Annotated in this window: 22 protein-coding genes and 1 other annotated feature; of the genes, 13 read left to right on the plus strand and 9 right to left on the minus strand. The window is 50.5% G+C overall.

Annotation, left to right across the window (positions count from 1 at the left end; genetic code table 11):
• Positions 1 to 3 precede the first annotated feature (3 nt).
• The gene (locus K7P76_RS01690) at positions 4 to 261 is read left to right on the plus strand and encodes a hypothetical protein (protein WP_232182338.1); all 258 of its coding nucleotides are present in this window, start codon (positions 4 to 6) and stop codon (positions 259 to 261) included.
• A 76-nt stretch (positions 262 to 337) separates the two neighbouring features.
• A complete protein-coding gene (locus K7P76_RS01695) occupies positions 338 to 1,081 on the plus strand; it encodes a DUF1906 domain-containing protein (RefSeq protein ID WP_232182339.1) in 744 nt (247 codons plus the stop codon).
• Between the two features lie 19 nt (positions 1,082 to 1,100).
• Here K7P76_RS01695 and K7P76_RS01700 read toward each other — a convergent pair whose 3' ends face one another.
• Together K7P76_RS01700 and mscL are read right to left on the minus strand one after the other, a co-directional pair.
• Complete coding sequence (locus K7P76_RS01700) at positions 1,101 to 1,766, minus strand: NUDIX hydrolase (protein WP_232182340.1); 666 nt, start codon at positions 1,764 to 1,766, stop codon at positions 1,101 to 1,103.
• A gap of 5 nt (positions 1,767 to 1,771) precedes the next feature.
• Positions 1,772 to 2,275, minus strand: coding sequence for a large conductance mechanosensitive channel protein MscL (gene mscL / locus K7P76_RS01705; RefSeq protein WP_232182341.1), 504 nt, complete (start codon positions 2,273 to 2,275; stop codon positions 1,772 to 1,774).
• Between the two features lie 104 nt (positions 2,276 to 2,379).
• Here mscL and K7P76_RS01710 point away from each other — a divergent pair, with 104 nt between their 5' ends.
• Positions 2,380 to 4,146: an ATP-binding protein gene (locus K7P76_RS01710; protein ID WP_232182342.1), complete on the plus strand. Its 1,767-nt coding sequence runs from the start codon at positions 2,380 to 2,382 to the stop codon at positions 4,144 to 4,146.
• Here K7P76_RS01710 and K7P76_RS01715 read toward each other — a convergent pair.
• Positions 4,113 to 5,030, minus strand: coding sequence for a diacylglycerol/lipid kinase family protein (locus K7P76_RS01715; RefSeq protein WP_232182343.1), 918 nt, complete (start codon positions 5,028 to 5,030; stop codon positions 4,113 to 4,115). The genes K7P76_RS01710 and K7P76_RS01715 overlap by 34 nt on opposite strands.
• Positions 5,031 to 5,239: 209 nt before the next feature.
• Here K7P76_RS01715 and K7P76_RS01720 point away from each other — a divergent pair, with 209 nt between their 5' ends.
• Together K7P76_RS01720 and K7P76_RS01725 are read left to right on the plus strand one after the other, a co-directional pair.
• On the plus strand, positions 5,240 to 6,334 hold the full coding sequence (locus K7P76_RS01720; protein ID WP_232182344.1) for a DNA alkylation repair protein: 1,095 nt from the start codon (positions 5,240 to 5,242) through the stop codon (positions 6,332 to 6,334).
• Positions 6,331 to 7,380, plus strand: coding sequence for an FUSC family protein (locus tag K7P76_RS01725; protein WP_232182345.1), 1,050 nt, complete (start codon positions 6,331 to 6,333; stop codon positions 7,378 to 7,380). Before K7P76_RS01720 ends, K7P76_RS01725 begins: the two co-directional genes overlap by 4 nt.
• Before the next feature lie 432 nt (positions 7,381 to 7,812).
• Here the strand turns inward: K7P76_RS01725 and K7P76_RS01730 are convergent, their stop codons facing one another.
• The 6 genes from K7P76_RS01730 to ilvA all read right to left on the minus strand — a co-directional run bounded on the left by K7P76_RS01730 (position 7,813) and on the right by ilvA (position 12,843).
• Positions 7,813 to 8,091, minus strand: a complete 279-nt coding sequence (locus K7P76_RS01730) for a transposase (RefSeq protein ID WP_232182346.1) — start codon at positions 8,089 to 8,091, stop codon at positions 7,813 to 7,815.
• A gap of 13 nt (positions 8,092 to 8,104) precedes the next feature.
• Entirely contained in the window at positions 8,105 to 8,248 is a 144-nt protein-coding gene (locus K7P76_RS01735) for a hypothetical protein (protein WP_232182347.1), read from the minus strand.
• 90 nt (positions 8,249 to 8,338) lie between these two features.
• Positions 8,339 to 8,971 carry a TVP38/TMEM64 family protein gene (locus K7P76_RS01740; RefSeq protein WP_232182348.1) on the minus strand — a complete coding sequence of 211 codons (633 nt, stop codon included), beginning with the start codon at positions 8,969 to 8,971 and terminating at the stop codon, positions 8,339 to 8,341.
• 49 nt (positions 8,972 to 9,020) lie between these two features.
• On the minus strand, positions 9,021 to 10,223 hold the full coding sequence (locus K7P76_RS01745) for an MFS transporter (protein ID WP_309244716.1): 1,203 nt from the start codon (positions 10,221 to 10,223) through the stop codon (positions 9,021 to 9,023).
• Between the two features lie 62 nt (positions 10,224 to 10,285).
• A complete protein-coding gene (locus tag K7P76_RS01750; protein ID WP_232182349.1) occupies positions 10,286 to 11,434 on the minus strand; it encodes an MGDG synthase family glycosyltransferase in 1,149 nt (382 codons plus the stop codon).
• A 140-nt stretch (positions 11,435 to 11,574) separates the two neighbouring features.
• Complete coding sequence (gene ilvA / locus K7P76_RS01755; RefSeq protein ID WP_232182350.1) at positions 11,575 to 12,843, minus strand: threonine ammonia-lyase IlvA; 1,269 nt, start codon at positions 12,841 to 12,843, stop codon at positions 11,575 to 11,577.
• 70 nt (positions 12,844 to 12,913) lie between these two features.
• Positions 12,914 to 13,170, minus strand: a binding site (T-box leader).
• 77 nt (positions 13,171 to 13,247) lie between these two features.
• Here ilvA and K7P76_RS01760 point away from each other — a divergent pair.
• The 8 genes from K7P76_RS01760 to K7P76_RS01795 all read left to right on the plus strand — a co-directional run bounded on the left by K7P76_RS01760 (position 13,248) and on the right by K7P76_RS01795 (position 21,174).
• Positions 13,248 to 13,814, plus strand: a complete 567-nt coding sequence (locus K7P76_RS01760; protein ID WP_232182351.1) for a hypothetical protein — start codon at positions 13,248 to 13,250, stop codon at positions 13,812 to 13,814.
• Positions 13,815 to 13,943: 129 nt separating this feature from the next.
• The gene (locus K7P76_RS01765; protein WP_232182352.1) at positions 13,944 to 15,128 is read left to right on the plus strand and encodes a copper amine oxidase N-terminal domain-containing protein; all 1,185 of its coding nucleotides are present in this window, start codon (positions 13,944 to 13,946) and stop codon (positions 15,126 to 15,128) included.
• A 136-nt stretch (positions 15,129 to 15,264) separates the two neighbouring features.
• Positions 15,265 to 15,597 (plus strand): L-rhamnose mutarotase, encoded by a 333-nt coding sequence (locus K7P76_RS01770; protein ID WP_232182353.1) that lies wholly within the window; start codon positions 15,265 to 15,267, stop codon positions 15,595 to 15,597.
• Between the two features lie 70 nt (positions 15,598 to 15,667).
• Positions 15,668 to 16,711 (plus strand): LacI family DNA-binding transcriptional regulator, encoded by a 1,044-nt coding sequence (locus tag K7P76_RS01775; RefSeq protein ID WP_232182354.1) that lies wholly within the window; start codon positions 15,668 to 15,670, stop codon positions 16,709 to 16,711.
• A gap of 164 nt (positions 16,712 to 16,875) precedes the next feature.
• Complete coding sequence (locus K7P76_RS01780; RefSeq protein ID WP_232182355.1) at positions 16,876 to 18,237, plus strand: ABC transporter substrate-binding protein; 1,362 nt, start codon at positions 16,876 to 16,878, stop codon at positions 18,235 to 18,237.
• Between the two features lie 77 nt (positions 18,238 to 18,314).
• Entirely contained in the window at positions 18,315 to 19,184 is an 870-nt protein-coding gene (locus K7P76_RS01785; protein WP_232182356.1) for a carbohydrate ABC transporter permease, read from the plus strand.
• 11 nt (positions 19,185 to 19,195) lie between these two features.
• On the plus strand, positions 19,196 to 19,978 hold the full coding sequence (locus K7P76_RS01790) for a carbohydrate ABC transporter permease (protein ID WP_232182357.1): 783 nt from the start codon (positions 19,196 to 19,198) through the stop codon (positions 19,976 to 19,978).
• A 38-nt stretch (positions 19,979 to 20,016) separates the two neighbouring features.
• On the plus strand, positions 20,017 to 21,174 hold the full coding sequence (locus K7P76_RS01795) for a glycosyltransferase WbsX family protein (RefSeq protein ID WP_232182358.1): 1,158 nt from the start codon (positions 20,017 to 20,019) through the stop codon (positions 21,172 to 21,174).
• Positions 21,175 to 21,197 lie beyond the last annotated feature (23 nt).

Below are 21,197 nucleotides of genomic sequence, written 5' to 3' on the forward strand. Positions count from 1 at the left end.
ACGTTGATCAACCTCATTAATCTATCCGACGAAGTCGTCATGTTAGCGCCGATAGTCGCCGCCTACGTCGGAATCGCGAAGGAATTCCGCATTCCGAGCCAGTACTACCATTTAATCAGCCTGATAATAGCGGCGGCATTCGTGCTCTTGCCCCAGCCTATTCAGCAAACCGTAACAACCATTTCTATTATTGGGCTGACGGCGTCGGGTTTATATCATTTCACCAAGAAAAGGGACGAGCATCCCAGCAGTAAAACATAGCCTATAGCCGACACCCACAATCCCACTGTCACATTAGATGAAAAGGGGACCAGATTGCATAAGGAGGCGGATACAAATGGCAAAAGGCATCGATTGTTCCACTCCCTTGAACGCTGCGAGAGTCAGTACTCTAGTCCAGCAGGGCTATCAATTCGCCGCGCGGTACCTTGTTCCTGACAGCTATGCATGGAAACGCCTTACGCTGTCCGAAGCGGAGGCGATTACGACAGCAGGAATGCAAGTTATTTCCGTGTATGAGACAGCGGCAAACCGAGCCTCTGGTGGAGCATCCGCAGGGCAACAGGACGGGGCGGCAGCTCTCAAGGAAGCGCAGCTCATCGCTCAACCAAAAGGCAGCACGATTTATTTTGCAGTCGATTACGATGCGCAGCCGAGAGACTACGACGCCATAGAGCGGTATTTGAAAGCCGCAGCGCAACAGATCCCCGACTACGAAACCGGCGTTTATGGCTCCTACGCGGTCGTCGAGGAGATGGCGAAGCGAAAGGCTTGCAGCTGCTTCTGGCAAACTTATGCCTGGAGTCGCGGCAAGAAAAGCGAGTTTGCCAACATATATCAATACCAGAATGATGTTAAGATCGGCGGCATCGCCGTGGATTTGAATGATTCCTATGGCAGCGAAGGCTGGTGGAATACGATCGAAGGGGGACAACCGACTATGAGTCAGAGCGATGCGGATAAAATCATCCGTTTCTTGTCCGCGGCTTGGTACGCTGCGACGACCAAGACCGACAAGGATGAATTCAACCGTTTGGCGAATGAGGTTCGCAAGGCAGCCGGACTTCCTATCGAATCCTAACCGATCCGCGGTTACCCGATCACGGATTAACCGCCAAGTCCCGTAAAAACTTAAAAATAGCAATATAGTATCCGTAATCCCGTGAGACGAAAGAACTGCAGGTGATGACGGTTTCCGCTGCCTGCAGTTCCCCCTCCCTTAGTTGTACGCCTTGCACGGTAACCTCTTTAACTTTTCCTTCCATAAGGGCAATCATATCGTCAGCATCGGCTTCATACAAGCCCGATACTTCCTCTTCCTGAAGCTGGAATTCCATTAGCGACAATGAAGTAACCAGCCCATAGACATGACTGACTTCGGCGTCGATATAAGGTACCCCGCCAACTTCTCCGGACTCTTCTTCACGGATGATTCCGAACTCGACGAGCTGCTCGAAGGCAACGCGGGCGCCCAATTCCTCTTCCAACTCGCGAACCACATCCTTGGGTGACTCCCCAGCTTCGAGATGGCCTGCTGCCGTAATGTCGAAACTTCCGGGATTCGTATCCTTGTTGCCGGAACGCTGTTGGAACAATATTTTCGCTCCGCTGCTGCCGTTAATATCGTCGCCAACTTCGCCCTTATCCGGGCGGACAAGCCAGCAATGAACGGTATGGTGCCATAATCCCCTCGCATGCACTTCACTGCGCTCCGCGGTTCCCGTCCAATTGCCCCTTTCGTCATATACGTCGAAAAATTCCGCCATCCTCGTTACCCTTTTGCCGACGAAGCTTGTCCAACCGGTTCAACCTCGGAGGTGCAATGGGAACAGCGCGAAGCGGCTAATGGAATTTCGGATATGCAATAAGGGCATTCACGGGTAGTCGGTTCGGCTGCCGGAGCTTCCGTTTCTTTTTTACGACTCAGCTTGTTGAGAAACTTCACAAGCATGAACACGCAGAATGCAACGAGAATAAAGTCGATCAGCACGTTAACAAATTGCCCGTAGGCGATGACTGCGGCACCGGCGGCACGAGCTTGATCTAGGGATTCGGGTACTTTGCCATCAAGGAGCTTCCCAGGATCCAGGTTCCAATATAAATCCTTAAAGTCCACATTCCCCAGTAGTTTACCGATCGGCGGCATAACGACGTCGTTGACGAGGGACGTGACGATTTTGCCGAATGCCGCGCCAATAATGACCCCAACCGCTAAATCTACGACATTTCCGCGCATGGCGAAAGTTTTAAATTCATTCAATGTAGTCCGAAACATTCTCATTACCTCCAATTTTAGACTTTTTTTGAAAAGGAATTTGCTGGTATTCGTCGAATCCTATAACACAAAAGCATAAGATGTCAGTCACTGCGAGGGGTTAAATGATGGACGGTACCGTAGCTTTATGGCCTGCTTTCTTCTTGCTGCTGGCACTGTTAATTAGCATACTCGCATCATATACCATGTTCAACTTCATCGGCAATCTCAAAAGAACGAACGGAACCTTTCGCCAGTTCTGGCTAGCCGGAGGGGCGTTCGTCTTTGGCGTGGGATTGTGGGCGAAGTATTTTGTCACCTTATTAGGATTCAACGAACCTCTTAATTTTACATGGATCATGCCCGTTGCGCTAATGTTTATCATCTTCTTCTCGTTGATGGCCTTCGTGACGTTGACCTTTCACGGGGTTCTGAAATACCGTTTGCTCTTCGGCAGCACCATCCTGGCGTTCGGCATCGGCTTCATGAACTATTTCAGCGTGCTCGGACCGAATATTGAGCGGCTAAGCTTTGATTTGGGTTATGTTCTGCTTTCATTGCTATTGCTTTTTACGGGTACTTACCTTTCTTTTCTGCTATCGGAAGGCGACTATCGGGGGAGAAAATTTCTAGCTAGCGTATTGCTGGGCATTTCCGTAGTCGTCGTTCAACTGCTCGGGAATGAGGCAGTACATATCGATTATCTCGATTCAACTTATATGACATCGGAAAAGCTGAATCAGGATATTAATTTGCTCGCGATTATTATAGGGGTCGGCGCCCTGCTCATTCTTATGTCGACTCTCATTACCTGGTACATTGATAAACGGTTGAACCAGATGGACGAGCGTTACCGGCTCCTGGTCGAGAAATCGCTCGATACGATTGCGATCCTGAAGGGCGAGCATTGGGGGTTTGTTAACGCATCGGGCTTGCGGATGTTCGAAGCTGAAGTGGAAGGCGATTTGATCGGCAAATCCATATATGCTTTTCTGCCTGCGAAGGACCACAATGCGGTTAAGGAAAGACTGCATAATCTCATATTCACGGGCAGCGGACGACCGATTGAACAGGAATGGTTCACCCTGAAGGGGAAAGTGCTGCATACCGAGATCGTGGAGACGATGACGACCCTAGATAACGAACCGGCTGTTCAAGTGATCATTCGGGATATTTCCGAACGCAAGAAAAACGAAGAATTGCTCATCAACTCTGAGAAACTGTACGTGGCGGGACAATTGGCCGCAGGAATCGCGCACGAGATTCGTAATCCGCTAACTTCGCTCAAGGGATTTCTCCAATTGATTGCTTCCGGGCGGAAAAATAACAGCACCTATTACGACATTATGAACGCCGAGCTCGACCGCATCGAGGATATTGTCAGCGAGCTACTCATGCTCTCCAAACCGCAAGTTTACGAGCTTACCTATCAGGACATGCGGGTTATGATGAGAGATACGGTTACTTTGCTGGAGACGCAAGCGATTCTTCACAATATCGCGATCGAAGCGGAATATGGCACGGATCCTTTGTGGATATACGGGGTGGAAAATCAAGTCAAGCAAGTATTCATTAATGTCATTAAAAATGCGATAGAAGCGATGATAGACGGAGGCGCGATCAGAATCAAGCTCAATCGTGAAAGCGACGGGGTGTACGTGCGCATTCACGACGAAGGACCCGGTATCGGCGAGGATCAGTTGGCCAAGATCGGCCAGCCGTTCTACACGACCAAGGAAAAGGGTACCGGGCTCGGTCTCATGGTCAGCTACAAAATCGTCGATAATCACCAAGGCAAAATCGTCGTAAAAAGCGAGCTAGGCAAAGGGACGATATTCGAAATCATGCTGCCGTTCCGTTATCCGGAGGCCGCGATTAAGAAGTCGAGCTGACGCGGACGGATAACGGCGGTAATCGGAGTTTGACCGGAAGGTTCCCCGTCTCCGAAGGCTAGCATAGAAGCAGGCGTTTCGATTCGGACGGTACACCCGGACAGTATCGTAACATATGGCTGATTGACGTGACTGCCGTTTAATATCGTTGGGAAAATGAGCAAAATCCGCCAAACGCTGCAACCGTGAACGATGCAAACATGAAGTCTGCCGTCGTCGGGAAGGGCGGTCGGACATATTTTTAGTCCGCCGCCGTATGTAGAGATGTTAGCGATGGCGGATAACCAGCCTTGCGTAAACTCTCGAGACACTCCGTCCATCGTAACCTGGATAGGTCGCGGTTTGAAAACGGCAAGCGCGCGGAAAAAACCGATAATATAAGCTAAGGAGCCGACTCCTAGCTTATTGCACCATCTCTTGTAAGAGGAGCCGTTAACATCCGCGGCAACCGTCGAGTCAAGTCCGATGGCGACCGCGGTTAAAGTGAACTGCGTTTCCCCGTTTTCGGTTCTGGTCTCCAGCAAGTCGATGCGGCGCGTATGTCCGGCTAAGATGATCTGAAGCGCCCGGATCGGATTTCGCGGAATGCCTAACGCCCGCGCGCTGTCATTGCCGGAGCCGGACGGGATAAGCCCATAAGGGATGCCTGCAGCCGACAGAAGCGGCAGAAGACCGTGCAAAGTTCCGTCGCCTCCGATAACGGCAACCGCTTTCATTTTTCCGCGCTGCAACAGCTCTTCCGCGTGTGCAACCGCCTCCGCTTGCGAAGTCGTAGCCACTTTCGTATATTCCGTACCCTTTTTACGCAGCTCCTTCTCCACTTTCGCCCATATTTTCTTGCCGCGGCCATTTCCCGAATTCTCGTTGACGATGAACAACACCACGCGGGTTAAACCTCCTTGAGGTTGGCGTACATATGAATTCCATTATAAGGGGACGTTGAAGATTGGGGAAGACCCGTTGAAAGCGGGGAAGAAGTAGTTGCCTGCATGTTTGATAGACGAAACAGACAAACCAACCGGTGCATTGGACATGCTATAATAGATGGCAACGAGTCAGGGTAGTAGTGACGACTAGGAGGAATCGACTAATTATGCCAGAACCGCTTAAGGCCATGTATCATGAGCCTTTTCTTAGGGCATTCGTACATATCGTAAAAAAGGCTTATCCCGCTTTTGACGGAGAGGCATTCGTTCGGCTTACTTTGGGTCCTGGGTGGGACGAGTTGGAGTTAAAAGGTCGGATGCACCGGATTGCCGAAAGCTTGGGCGCGACTCTTCCTGCCGAATACGAGCGTGCTCTAGACGTGCTTGAAGCGATAGCGGACGAGTGCCACGGGTTTCCTTATTTGTTTTTTCCCGATTTCGTTGAAACCTATGGCTTGGATCATTGGGATCGCTCCGTTGCCGCATTGGAGAAATTCACGCGGATGTCGAGTTCGGAGTTTGCCGTTCGTCCTTTCCTGAAGCGGGATCAGCCGCGGATGATGGCGCAAATGGAGGCGCGGAGCAAACATCCCAACGAACATGTTCGCAGGCTTGCCAGCGAAGGGTGTCGTCCAAGGCTGCCTTGGGCGGACGCTCTTCCGGCTCTAAAGCGGGACCCTGCTCCGATATGGCCGATTTTGGAGCAATTGAAGGCGGATCCGTCGGAATACGTAAGGCGCAGCGTGGCGAATAACTTAAACGACATCTCCAAGGATCATCCGGAGCAAGTGCTGGCTATTGCGCAAGCATGGAAGGGTGTAAGCGAAGAAACGGATTGGATACTCAGACATGGATGCCGAGGATTGCTTCGTGCTGCCCATCCCGAGGTGATGGCGTTATTCGGAATTATGCCGCAGCCGGAAGTCCAAGTGAAGGATTGGGCGGTTACCCCCACCGAAGTCGCAACGGGCGGATCTGTCGAATTTCGATATAGCCTGCAGGTGCCGGATGGGGAGCCGATTAAACTGCGTGTAGAGCTAGCGGCATTTTTCCCCCGGACGACGGGCAAATATTACCGAAAGCTGTTTAAGCTAAGCGAGAAAGTTGTGTCGGGAGGCGTGCTGCTGCAAGGCGGGAGACGGTTTTCATTTGCGGACTTGTCGACGCGCCGCCATTATCCAGGCATCCACCGGCTCGCGCTCGTCGTAAACGGACAAGAAATCGCATCGGTCGATGTATTGCTGCAGGGTGAAGGCACATGACAATCGGAGCCAGAGTTCTAAAAACGGGATTGGCGGTTGCGGTAGCATTATGGCTCGGCCAATTGGTCGGATTGGAATCCCCTCTGATTGCCGCTATCTCCGCTATTTTCACCATTCAGCCTTCTATTTATCGCTCATGGATGCAGGTGCTCGAGCAAGTGCAGAGTAATGTGCTTGGCGCGATTATCGCGATTGGCGCCGTATTTCTAATCGGGAATACCCCTATATCGGTAGGGCTCGTGTGCATAGGCGTTATTTTGTTGTGCATTAGATTGAAAACGGAAGATACCATTGCTTTAACTTTGGTGACGGTCGTTGTCATCATGGAAGCGCAAGGGCAAGGGTGGATGTTGGCCTGGGATCGCTTGGCCGCGATTTTGACGGGGATGGTATCCGCATTCGCCGTGAACGTCATCATTGCCCCGCCCCGGCACCGCAATCGGTTCCTTAAGCATATCGAAGAGGCGCAGGCACAGTTATCCCGTTTACTCAGGACGGCCGTGTCGAACGAGCTGAAGGAGAGCGTCTACCGGGTGGAACAAAATCATCTGAAAAGCAAACTCCGCAAGCTGGATGAATTTTACGATTTGTTCGCGGAGGAGCGGGTGTGGAGAAAAAACTCCAGGCTGAAGCGGGCAAGGCTATTGATCGTGTACAAGGGGATGTTGACCTCTCTCGAACGGGGATTATCGCTCATCGATGCGGTTGAAGATCATTATTGGGGCGTATCGACGACCCAAGCATGGAATAGGCTCATTGACCGGCAAATTGAAGCATTGTGCGGCTACCATGAACAACTGCTGTGGAAATGGGAGGGGAAAATGAAACCCGGAGCTTCGGCCGCCGCTCCGCCTCCCGAAGCCTCGATCCTGCTGTCGGAGCTAATCGGAGAGCGCTCGGACGAGGACATGATCGCGCGTGCCCGACTTCTCGTAATCACTTCCGCGGTATACACCTACGAAGAAAGTCTACGGCGGCTGGACAAGCTAATGGAGCAATGGCTTCAGCGTGAAGAAGGTACCGAGCAGGCTGAAGAGGCGGAATAAGGATTATCCAGCCATCGCACCTGAGTAACATTAGTCATAAAAAGTATGGCTACAGCACTTAAGCATCGCATCAGAGTAACATTAGCTGCAAAAAGTACGGCTACAGCACCCAGTGTGAAAGTAGTCATCGTACCCTTAACCCAAATTAACAATAGATTCAGAAATTGGACCTAAAGCGTCGCACCCGGCACCAAAAGTAACTGTAGGTTCAGAAATTGGACCTAAAGCGTCGCACCCGGCACCAAAAGTAACTGTAGGTTCAGAAATTGGACCTAAAGCGTCGCACCCGGCACCAAAAGTAACTGTAGATTCAGAAATTGGACCTAAAGCGTCGCACCCAGATCCAGATAATACCTAGAATACAAAGAGAGACCATGGATGGCTGCCATCCATGGTCTCTCTTTGTCATTATTCTGCTGCCAGATTGATATGCTACTTCTCCCCGCGGTCGATTTGGCGACGGGGGTGGTCGATTTTACCTTGCTTGTCGATATCGTTCTCTTTGGGGAATAGGCGCGGATCGGTCTTTCCCTCATGGTGATTATCGAATATAAATTCCGTGAGCGTCCATTCCGTATGCCCGAGTATAAGATCGGAGGGGAACTCCTGTCCTCGCTTTAACTCAAGCTCCTGCCCGGATTCATTTATATAAATCCCGTCCACTTCGACTATTTCGCCTGAAAAAGGCACCATTTCATTTTTTTCGCTCATTGGGCGCTCTCCCTTACAATCCGTGTTTCGGAACGGCGGCTCGGTCGGCATCCGACTGAAACTGTTTTGCCTTTTGCTTGCCTACTCCCGAACGATCGGCTTCCGATTGGGCTTTGCTGGCCGCTTTCTGATTGGCGGATGGCAATTCGCCGGACATGGCCATTCCCTCCTCTACGATTGATTCCTCGTATAGAGTTCCACGGAAAGGTGAGCGTTATGCTTAACCGAAACATGCCTCGAACTTTCCTCAACTAAACCGAGCTTCCAGCTTACGGCCTCCAAACCACAACACAATCAAGATGCCGACAGCCATTAAGATGCGCCACGGCTGATCGGCCATCGCTTGCAAGTCATGTCCGAGAAAAGAAAGAGTGAAGATCATGACGGCTTTACCCAGCAGCATCGCGGTCAAGAACGTATGCAGCGGAACTTTCGATAATCCGGAAGCGATATTCACGATAACTGATGGTGAGAAAGGGAAACAGGCCAGCAGGAAAATCGGCGTAAACCCTTTGTGTTCGACATAACTGAAAAACTTCTCCGATTTCGGAAAACGGCTGCGAATTCGATCCCCGTAACGATGTCCGAAACGTCTTGCCAGCAGGAATACGACGAAGGCACCCGCAGTTACGCCAATCCAAGAGTATAGAAACCCGGCCCACATTCCATATGCCGTGGCGTTGGCCACAACGAACACGACCAAAGGCAAGAATGGCAATAACGCCTCCAAAAAAGGAAGCAAAATGCCGGGAAGAGGCCCGAGCTGCGAATACCGATGAAGTAAATCTTTGATCTCTTCGAGATTCATGCTTTTCGCGTAGTCGATCCATTCTTGCCAGTGCCATGCCGCCAAAGAAGATAACAATTGCAATTTGAACATATTAAGCTCCAATCAACCCAACCGGCCATTATCCACTACTGAGTACTTTTTATTTTATCACTTTAATCGGGGGAGGCGCTTCGCCTTTGAACAACCGGAAAGGGAAGAAAACATAGAACATGCTGATGATAATAAACATGATCCCCGCCAAGCCTACGACGGAAGAGCCGCTGTACCTCGTAGCGATAAAACCGCCAATGAGCGGGCCGATGATGCCGCCGATCCCTTCCACGGTCGAGAAAACGCCCCAGCCAAGCCCTTGCTGTCCCGGCGGGACGAAAGCGGCGAGCAAGGCATTCCAAGCAGGCAATACCGCCGCATAGGAGATGCCGAGCAAGAATGCCCAGAAAAAGGCCAGTCCGAGCGGCGGCTTCTGGGTAAGGGCGAACAATACGGCACCGAAGGCCAAGAAGCCTGCGATAAGGAACCATTTTTTGCCGAAGGAGTCTGACAGCTTGCCCATAGGGATCAAGCCAACGACCGTGCACCCGCCGCCGATAAGGAGCAGAATGGAATAGTGGGTGGCGGTCATTCCCAGGCTTTTAACGGCAAAGCTCGGCAGAATGGGTAGAAGCATGCCCGCGCCAAGCGTCTGCAGCACCATTCCGGGCAGCAGGAGCTTCATATCCCGCAGCCGGCTGCCGAGAATGGCCAATTGCCGACGGAAAGGGACAACGTCGATGTGAACGCTTCTGGTCCCGCTAATAAACAAGGACAGCAGCCATGCCGCTAGAGAAATTCCGACCATTACCCAATAAGTCAAACCTCTGTTGAAGTCGAGCAGCAAATTCGTCACCACGGGTCCGCTGCCCAAGCCTACAAGCCATACCGTATACAGAAAACCCATCTGCGTAGCGCGTTGATCCTCTTTGATCCTGGTTAAGCAGACGATCCAAATCGGAGAAATTCCGATTCCGTACACAGCTGCCGCCGTAATGAATGCCCAAGGAACAACCGCGAATTGCAGGGCGGTAATCCCGATTAGCGAGAATAGTAATCCTATGCTCACAACGGTTCGTACAGACAACCGGTCGAGCAAATATCCGATGGCCAGCTTGAGTCCTGTATCCGTCATGTAATGAGCCGTAATGGCCGCCCCGATGACGTCCAGATCAAGGCCGAGCGCCTTGTCGCCGTATATCGGAAGGAAGCTGATCAAAGCCGCGCCCCGTACGAATTCGACTAGGTACAAGATGGTTAAATACAATAGCATGTCCGTCTGGAAAAAAGATTTCACGGAAGACTGCTTCACTATTAGCTCCCCTTTAACGACCCTCGATCACAATCATACTCGTGTTAAAGCAGCCTCATACGCTATGATCGGACCAACGATGAGGAAGCCTCTTCCATTATATGCAATTGATGAACAATATCCAAGGCGATGCTGGCGGATGCCTCGTTCTTGCGAAGAGCATGAAGAGATTTTTGAACTTCCGCGAGGCGCTCCGGATGGTTTAGCAGTTCGGAAATAGCTGTTAACATCTGTTCTCCGGTATGGCAAATAACGGCAGCGCCTTTGCTTGCCAGATAACGAGCATTGTTGCGTTCTTGTCCAGGTACGGGTCGGTAGAGGAAAATAGGCAGTAAAGCGTTAATGGCTTCCGATAACGTTAAACCGCCCGGTTTTGTGATGATACAGGTGGAAATGGCCATCAACTCCTGCATCTGATCGACGTAACCTAGCACGGAAACATCGGCATTATGTTCGAAAAACTCCGTTAAAACGCCCTCCAACATCCGATTGCGTCCGCATACGATCGCAACCTGCGCGTTGCACCGTCGGGTTATTTTTTGGCAAAGCTCACCCGTGTCTGTCCACGCTGCATTCGCTGCGGCCATGACGAGCACGATCGGTTTATGCGGAGTTAACCCGTAAGAGTATGCGGCGGATGGCCGAACTTGGTTGGGGGAAAGGGACGGACGAGTCGGAATTCCGGTTGCCGCTATTCGATCCGGGGCAATGCCTAGCTCACGCAATTGCTTGCTTATATCTTCCGTTGCGACATAATATTTATCCACGTCGGGGTGTACCCACCTTAGGTGGAGGTCAAAATCCGTGACGACGTTAAACATCGGAATTTTGCGACCCATCCGCTGCGATACGTAAGGCAGCACTAATATGGGAAAAGTGTGGACGATGGCATCCGGCTGCTCGGTTTCCACCAACTTCTGCAGCGTCATGGCGCCGAAGGAGTGAAGCCAGTGGCCGAATAAGGAGTCGGACTTCATTCCTTTGGTCGCTTCATACACCCACCCGTAAACTTGGGGGAGCACGTTATAGCTTTTGTTATATACGAATCTGCTGACTCCGTTGATGACAGGATGAGACTCGGCAAGCAGATCGATCAGCTTTACCTCCGTGTCTCCTTGCTGAGTTAGGCTGTGCCTTAAAGCGGAAGCCGCTTGCCAGTGACCTTCTCCAAAACGCGCATACAGAATGAAGATTTTCCTTGTTTTATACATAGGAGCACCTCGCCTTATCCCCGGTAGTCAGAAACGAATTAGATCAGAAGTGGAGCTTCAGCTTAGAATACCCGTTCTTAATCAACTGTAACGTCTTTTTGTAAAATGGGGATAAACGCGATGAGGTTATGTGTCAAAAATTAGATTAACAGGTTAAATAATAAAGGATCTTTATTTAGCTCTATAAATTGAAATCCTTTGCCGTTCATCCGCGCCACAAGGGAATCGTAGTCCTCCGGACTCTTAAGCTCAATGCCGACGAGGGCTGGCCCGTTTTCTTTATTATGTTTTTTCGTATATTCGAATTGGACGATATCGTCGTTAGGCCCTAACACGTCGTCAAGAAACTCCCGAAGCGCGCCGGCCCGTTGCGGAAAGTTGATCATAAAATAATGCTTCAGCCCCTCGTAGACGAGCGAGCGCTCCTTGATTTCCTGCATCCGATCGATGTCGTTGTTGCCGCCGCTAATAATGCAGACGACGTTTTTACCGCGCAGCGTTTCGGGATCAAGCGCGGATAGGGCGGCAACGGTTAAAGCCCCCGCCGGCTCGGCAACAATGGCATGCTCGTTGTAGAGCTCCAATATCGTCGTGCAAACGCGGCCTTCCGGAACGACGATGACATCGTCCAGCAAATCGCGGCATATGGCATAAGTAAGCTCTCCGACTCGTTTGACAGCCGCTCCGTCTATGAATTTGTCGATTTCGGTTAAAGTAACGACCTGTTCGGCTTCCAAAGCCCGCAGCATGGACGGGGCGCCTTCCGGTTCGACTCCGATAATCCGAGTGGAAGGGCTGATTGCTTTAATATATGTCGCAACGCCCGCAGCCAATCCACCCCCGCCGATCGTAACGAGCAGCAGATCGATAGACGGGGCGCCGCCTTCTATGATTTCTTTACCTACCGTTGCGTTGCCGGCAACGATTCGGGTATCGTCGAACGGATGAACGAACGGCAAGCCTTCCTCCCGGCTGACCCGGATCGCTTCCGCATAAGCATCGTCGAAGGTATCGCCGATTAGACGGATATCGACTTTGTTTCCGCCGAACAGTCTCACTTGGTTGATTTTCTGCCTTGGCGTCGTCGCCGGCATATAGATAATTCCCGGAATACCCAGCTTCTGGCATGAATAAGCTACGCCTTGAGCATGATTGCCCGCGCTGGCACAGATGACGCCTTGGCTGCGCTCCTTATCGGTAAGCGAGGAAATGAGATTGAAAGCTCCGCGAATTTTGAAAGATCGCACGACCTGCAAATCCTCCCGTTTCAAATAAACGTTGCAGCCGAATTTGGCGGACAAGGCTCGGTTATGCTGCAGCGGAGTTGGGACAACGACTTCTTGGAGGACAAGATGCGCGTTCAAAATATCGGCTAGTGGCACAGAATAATCAGGCTGATGGCTGGACATGCGGAATCTTCCTTTCGAGGATTAAAATTAAATGGCATTTACCTTTAAGCACGCAAAAAACCGTCCCTGCAAAAGGGACGGATCGTTATCCGCGGTACCACCCTAGTTCCCGGCGTTACATCGGAGATGCAACGTTAGGCGCTCGTGTGTCGTATAGTGTATACGACGTCCCGTAACGGGGGAAACCGTCCGCGCCTACTCCAACATGCTTTCGACGCCGCTTCTCGGGGAGGATATTGTCCGGGCTTCAACCGTCGGCTTTCAGCGAATCGCCGACTCTCTGGAGATCGAAGGGATCAGGCAACGTGTTCCCGTCAAGGAATGTACCTCCTGTTATACGCTTCCCTTACCCGGAAGTCAATCATTGTTTAACCTAAATCATGGTTTTGTTAAAGGGGATTCCTATGAAAAAACTGTTCATAAGCTTATTCGTGCTCGTATTTATAGCCATTATTGCGGGAGTTGGAAGTCTTTACTATATTAAACCCGATCACGACTTGAACTTGGCTTACGAGAAGGTGCCGCTCAAGGATCGTGCGATCGATATGGTTCGCCGAGTGTCTCCGGAGTTGATCCTGACCGGGGAGGATCTGAACAATCTATCGAAAAAGTCGGTCGCGGACAATCCGCGGGTCGAGAAGGACGTAGAAGTTACGGGTGCCAGCTTCACGTTAGAGGGAGAGTTGCTGCACGCAGACTTAAATATCATCTGGAAAAATCGGGTTTCTGCCGGACTGCAAATGACTTACCGCCTTCATTGGGTTTCTCCGAACGTCATCGCGACGGTAGAGAAAGCCAAGATGAAAGGAATAGATTTACCTAAATCGATGTTCTCGGATAGGATCATTCCGATCGGTCAAGAGCTTCCGAAGTTTCTAAGGATTAAGAATTTAGTGTGGGGCGATGGAAAAGTAAGGGTGTTGTTCGAGAAGCCTACGCTCAAGGACTTGCAGCAGTTGATTGGGGGATAGTGTGCGTTGATCTTAACAGAGCGAAAACTTAATTTTACATAAAACCTCGTTTAGGGCTTGAATTGTAAACGGAAAATAGAATAGATTAATAGATAGAGGTATGTTTTTACATAAAAGGGAAGATGGTGCGTGAAATTGAAGCGTATTATAGTCATGCTGATTTCCTTTGTTCTGGCGTTTTCCTTGGCTGGTAACGTCTCGGCAGCAAGCAAGCCGCTTACGATTACAGTCGCATTAAACGGTAAAGCAGTCGATTTCGGCACTAATCTTGTTATCGTTAAAGGCAAAGCTTTTGTAGAGTACGGCGCGCTGTTGAAACAATTTGGCTACGAGACGGAATTCGAGAAAGCGACCCAAACGATTCATGCGAAAGCCGAAGGGATTCAAATTGACATGTCCGTCGGCAGCGACCAGGGATCAATCAATGGTCAGACGGTGGCAATCCCGGGCGAAGTCATTTCGCTTAACGGTCAAACGTTGGTCGGGCTCCGTTTTATCGGAACCGTATCGAGCTACAAGGTCGAGTGGAGCGGCAAAACGCAAACGATTTCCTTAACGTTCCAAGGTCCGACGGACGAGCAGAAAGCAGCCGTATACGATGTTTTCAACAAACTGCTTCTTGTCGAAGCTGCCGGAGATGCTACGGGACTGGCTGCGTTAATGTCCGACGATACTTTGATGGATATCAAAGGCGTTGAAGAACGATGGAAAAGCACGAAAACGAAGACGGTCATCGAAAATAAACGTATCGAATCGTACACGGATAAAGTCGCCGTCGCGGTTCTAACCGAGAACTCGACCAAGGTCAGCGGCGCGTTTTTCCCGGATAACAAATCGCAAGCCCGCTATACGCTCCATAAGGGCGCCGATGGAAATTGGAAAATCTATAATGTAGAGATTCTGGCGGTCGAATATACGAACATACCGGGGTTATTCGATCAAGCCGCGACGGTTCCGGACGCGGACAAAGCGGCGATCGGCAAAGTGTTCGAAGACCAAATAAAAGCCGCAAATGAAAAGAACGTGGAAGCCTATCTTGCGACCTTGTTGGATTTTCCGAACAAAGAGGCATTAAAGCAGACGCTAGGCGATTTATTTAAGAACGCTACATTAGCCGTAACGGTAGATAAATGGACTGTCGTAGAATATAACGGCACGGACAAAGCGACGTTACTAGTTTCCTTAACCACCGAGGTGGACGTAAACGGAACGAAGTCGAAAGCCCGAGGCGTCATCCTGAACGAAGCCGGGAAAGTCGGCGACAAATGGCTGCTCAACGTTCAAGCTTCCAGCCTGTCGAATGAACAATTGTAAGCTGCGAGATAATATAAAGAGACGTGTCGCAAGCGTAGGTTGGCTTGCGGCACGTCTTTTTTTGGCTTTACGGGTGTTATCCGCGCGTGTAAGATGATATTTGAAAGAGACCGCTAACAAGAAAGGAATGCGTAGAATGACAAGGCATGCGTATAGGATGAGGGTTAAAGAAGGGTTCGAACAAGAATATATCCGTTATCATGAGGAGGTTCTTCCAGGTTTATTGCAGGTGTTGATGGAATCGGGAATTCGCAATTATTCGATATTCATGGACGGCACGGATTTGTTCGCCTACATGGAATGCGACGATATCGACAAAGCATGGGCAGCCGTTAGGAGCCATCCTGCCAATGACGAGTGGTCATCATTGCTTACGCCGATTATGGACTTTGTGGATGCGAAGGATTCGGAGCCGCGCATGAAGCCGATGCGGGAAGTGTTTCGGCTGGATGAAATAAATTCATATTGACAGCGCTTTATTTTTCCGGTAAGTTTTATTTGAGAAAATGAATCGATTTCCTAGCAAGTGAGGGCGTACAATGAAAACGTTAAAGGATGTCGCGCAAAGAGCGGGAGTATCGACAGGCTCCGTATCCAAAGTACTGAACGGGCATCCGAGCGTGTCCGAGGTGTTAAAGAGCAAAGTAGACAAGGCGATCGCGGAGTTGAACTACCGCCCGAACATGGTTGCCAGAAGCTTGCGAACGAAGACGACGAATACGGTGGCGGTCATGGTTCCGACTTCCAACGATCCTTACTTCGTCGAATTTTTCCGGGGCGTATCTCTTGCCCTGCGGGATATTCAGTGCGTTCCGATGCTCTATTCGATGGAATTCAACACGGATATTCCGGTTAACGTCATTCATGAGGTGCTAATGAGAGGCGTTGATGGCCTAATCGTGTCCACTTATGGCTGGGAACAAGATATCATCGACGAGCTTTTTCGGATTTCCGAAAGATTGCCGGTCGTGTCGTTCAAACGGAGCTTTCCGGGGACATCTGTCCATTCCGTCAATATCGACGATCAAGCCGGAATGAACAAGGCGGTTCAGCATCTCATAAAGAACGGGCACAGAAGAATCGGATTTCTGGCGGCGGGATTGGATTTGAAGACAGGTCAGGATCGGTTGAATGGTTATCGTACGGCGCTAGAAGCCTCGGGAATCGAATTCGATGACAACCTTGTCGTAGATTGTGAATCGTTTCAGATTGAAGCGGGCTATAACAAAGTACAGCAATTGCTGAAGAGGTATCCAAGGCCGACGGCCATCGTCGGAGCGAACGACGCTCTTGCAATCGGCGCTATGAAGTACTTGGAGAGCCGTAACCTGAGAATACCCGAAGAAATCGCCGTCATGGGTTACGATGACGAGCCCTTGTCAACGTTGGTAACGCCAAAGCTGTCATCGGTAGCCGTGCCGGTTTATGAAATGACCCGAAGAGCGGTGCAAATGATCGATAAAGCACTTAAAGGCGAGCTGCATCAAGCGGTGAACGAGATGTTTCCGACGGAAGTCATCGTAAGAGATTCAACGGATTTCAGCGCCCATGCGGAATTCGAGTTCGGCAGATTTTCAAGGTAAATTATTTTTTCTTTAAAAATGAATCGATTCATTTTGACTGGAGGTGATTAGGGTCTTTGAAGTCCCTGATTCGGACGCGATCGGAAACAGTAAATGGAACCAGCGTTAGGGATAGGCATTGGCATTTCGTTTCATCATTACAACTAAAAGGGTGGCTACAACAAATGGCAAAATGGAAATGGGCAACGCTGGCTTTGGCCGTCATGATTTTATTGGCGGGATGTTCGTCCAATAACTCGAATTCGGAATCTTCCGCTCCTTCCGGCGAAGCTCCAACCGCCTCCGCGTCCGCTTCCCCGGCGGCTTCTCCTTCGGAGGAAGCCAAACCTGTGACGATTGTGTACGAGGCTTGGACTCCTTATAAAGAAGATATGGATAAGATCGTGGCCGAGTACAAGAAAATTCATCCCGAAATTACGGTGGAAGTGAGATTGCACGCGAACTATTCCGAATATTTGACGGCTATCAAGACATCGTTCGCTTCCGGAGACGCGCCAGACTTGTTCGCTTTTGATTCGCCGACGTCCCTAGCCAACCTTAAGGATCAAATCGAGCCGATCGACGAGTGGGCAAGCAAAGCTTGGGGAGACGCATGGAAAGATAAATTTATCGCTTCAACGCTTACCGACGTATCGCTCGATGGCAAGACGATGGGCATACCGATGCATATCTCTCCGGGCGGTTTGATCTGGTACAACAAGACCGCGCTCGATAAGTATGGAATCGGCGAGCCAAAAACCTACGAGGAGTTGAAGAAGGCGTCTGATACGCTTCGCAAGAATGGCATGCAGCCTCTGTTGCTCGGCGCCAAAGATTCATGGATCGTGATCGATACGTTCCAGACGATCCTTAACGACGTCGCTCCCGGCAAGCAGTATGACGCGTATGCGAAGAAAATTCCGTTTACAGACCCGGATATCGTGAAAGCGTTCGACTTGTGGAAGAAGATGTTCGACGATAAGATTTTCCAAGACGATGCCTTTAGCATGACGGAATATATGGACGTGTACAATGCGTTCATCGACAAGCAATCCGGCGCATTCGAGAGCAACGGGGCTTGGAACCTGGATATCTACGCGAACGCGGATTTGAAAGCGAAAGTAGAAGCGGTAGAGTGGGGAGTCATGCCTTTCCCGGATTTGAACGGCGATGGCAAAGTGCCCCCAACGCTCAGCACTGTAGGCGGATATGCGCTAGGCAAAGACAGCGAGAACAAGGAAGCTGCGTTCGATTTCCTGAAATTCATGACCACGGAGAAGGGTTTGCAGATCATGATGGATCATTTCCTCGCAACGCCGCCGACCAAAGAAGGCGTGGAACTGACGGTTACGCTGTCGCCTAACGCGAAGCAAAACCGTGATACGATCGGCCAGATTGTCGCGCAAACGGAGCCGGTTCATCGCGGTATCGATAACGCCAAAGTCGCGGACAAAATGTACGAGGTTCTGACGAAGGTTGCTTATGGTCAATTATCCGGAGCCGATGCGGCCGCCGCAGTGCAGAAGGTCATCGATTCGGAAGGTTAAACTGCAGTAGATCGTACCGAACGGCAAGGGAAGCAGCCCGCTTTCCTTGTCGCTAAGGTCGGAAGGAGTCGGACAACTTGCGAAACAGACAATACTCCGCGTATTTGTACATTGCGCCCATCATGGCGTTCTTCATCGTATTTCTTCTGTATCCGTTGTTGTATACGTTACGTATAAGCCTGTTCGACTGGAACGGGATCGACAAAACCATGAAGTATATCGGGCTGGACAACTACAATGAAATGTTCAAGGATCCCGTCTTCTGGCAGTCGATGCGCAATTTCGCAATCTTCGCGATATTGGTAGTAGGAATCCAAATGGTGCTTGGGTTTTTACTTGCTTACGTGATGCGCCGTCCGAACAGGCTGTTCACGGCATACAAAACGATGATTTTTATCCCCGTTATTCTTACGCCGGTCGTCGTTTCCTATGTGTTCACCAACCTGCTGGCGTATAACGACGGGTTGATCAACGAATCTCTCCGTTCAATCGGTCTAGGATCTCTGGCTTTTAGCTGGATGGGCAACCCGCACATCGCCCTCTATACGATCGTCGGGGTAACCGTCTGGATGGGAACGGGATTCAGCATGTCCGTCTACGTATCCTCTCTTACGTCGCTATCTAACGAAGTCATCGAAGCATCCCGGATTGACGGAGCGACCAAGTGGCAGACGATGACAAGAGTGGTATGGCCGATGTTGCGCGATGCTCACTATTCGTTGACGATCATAGGAGCAATCAGCGCTCTGAAAATATTCGACATTATTTATTTATTGACCCGCGGAGGTCCCGTCCATTCCACGGAGATGCCTTCTACTTATATGTTCAACAAAGCATTCGGCACCTATGAGCAAGGCTTTGCTTCTGCCACGGCAACCGTCATTATCGTGTTCGCCATGGCCATTACGATCATACAGTTGCGAGTTTCGCGCAACTCTTCAAGCTAGGGGGCGATGGAATGCGTATTCGCAGCGTTGAGTGGTTCCGTCACCTAATATTGTTCGCTATTGTTGGCCTCTTCTGCATTCCGATTATCGAATTGATTCGGACATCTTTCGCGCGCGGAGGATTGCAGAATTACGTAGACGCTTTGACTAAGATCGATTTGCTGAGGAACCTGTTGAATAGCACCATCGTAACCGGATGCACGGTATTGCTCGTGCTTCTGATTACGTTGCCGGCCGCTTTCGCTTTCTCTAAAATGCGGTTCCCGCTTAAGAACGTCTTGTTCTTGCTCATTTTGTTGGCGCTGATGATTCCCGGCATTGCCATCGCGGTGCCCGTCGTGCAAATCATTCGATTGTTCGATTGGTTCAATCGGTATGGGGCGCTTATTTTTCCGTATACCGCGCTTCTCGCCCCGTTCGGACTTGTACTTGCCAAAGGCTTCATGGATCAATTGCCCAAGGAAATGCAGGAAGCGAGCTTAGTCGATGGCTGTTCGGTTTTCCAGTCTTTCGTACGTATCTATCTTCCGCTGACTAAACCGATCGCCATGATCGTTACGGTGTTTACCTTCCTGGGCAGTTGGAACGAGTTCCTGTTCGCCATGCTGTTCATGCGCAAGGCAACGATGCAGATGGTGACGACGATTCCGATCAAATTCCAAGTCGACTTCGTGACCAATCTGCCGGGTTTGTTCGCGGCGCTTGTCATTATCCAGCTTCCGATATTGATCCTGTATATCCTGTTCCAGAAATATTTCAAAGAAGGTTTGACCGCGGGCGCCGTGAAATCTTAAGCCCGTTACAGAGAAAAGACACCTAAGGAGAGAAACCGATGGAGCATAACCCTAATTTTGATGTAGCCGCTATTTATTTTCCAAGTTGGCATGTCGATCCGATCAACGAGAAGTTCCACGGAACAGGATGGACGGAGTGGGAACTGGTTAAGGCGGCGAAGCCGTTATATCCCGGACATCACCAACCTCGCGTGCCGACATGGGGCCATTTCGACGAGACCGATCCCGAATATGCGGCGAGGCAGATCGACTTGGCTGCCGACCACGGAGTAACCGTATTCCATATGGATTGGTATTGGTACAATAATGCCCCTTACTTGAATCGGGCACTGAAGGCGCTGTTGGATGCGCCGAACAGTCATCGGATCAAGTTCGGGATCATGTGGGCGAACCACGACTGGGCGAATATTTTCCCGATGAAGAGAACGCGCGAGAAGCCGCTCATGATGGCCAGTGAATACAATCAAGCGGCTATGGACGATATGATCCAATATCTTATCGAGCACTTCTTCACGCATCCTAGCGTCTGGAAGCTTGACGGCAAACCGGTATTCACAGTGTATAACCTGAACCACATGGCGGCGTCTATCGGCGTGGAAGGTGCCAAAAGGCTGTTTGCTTCCTTCCGTGAGCAATTGCTTCGCGCAGGACTGCCCGATCTTCACTTAAACGCCATGGGAGACTATTTCGACGTGGAAGACCATCTAGTAGAGATGGGTATCGCGAGCGCGACGAATTATCAGACGATCTGGGATTTCACGTACGGTAAAAATATAAGCGATCCGCAAAGCGTGTTCGATGCCCGTTCGCCTAAACGGCAAAATTACGTGAAGAGCTTGGATCTCGCCCAAGCGCACTGGGAGACGATGCGTGCCAAGCTGAATATTCCCTATTATCCGGTGCTCACGCACGGATGGGATTCTTCTCCGCGGGCAGAGCAGTTCGAGGGCGCGAGCCAGATGGATGGATACCCATGGTATCCGGTCGTCGAGAACAATACGCCGGCCAATTTCGAGATCGCCGCCGCGAAGGCGCGCGACTTCATTCTGAAGCAACCGACCGAGCACAAGATCGTCTATGTCAACGCTTGGAACGAGTGGACGGAGGGCAGCTATTTGCTCCCGGACGAACGTTACGGCAACGGCTATCTGGAAGCGTTAAAGCGGGTATTTGTTAAGGATAAAATCGAGGTTTGATCCGCTTAGCTGAATGGAATGCG

The sequence above is a fragment of the Cohnella silvisoli genome, from assembly GCF_021190915.1.
Classification (GTDB): Bacteria; Bacillota; Bacilli; order Paenibacillales; family Paenibacillaceae; genus Cohnella; species Cohnella silvisoli.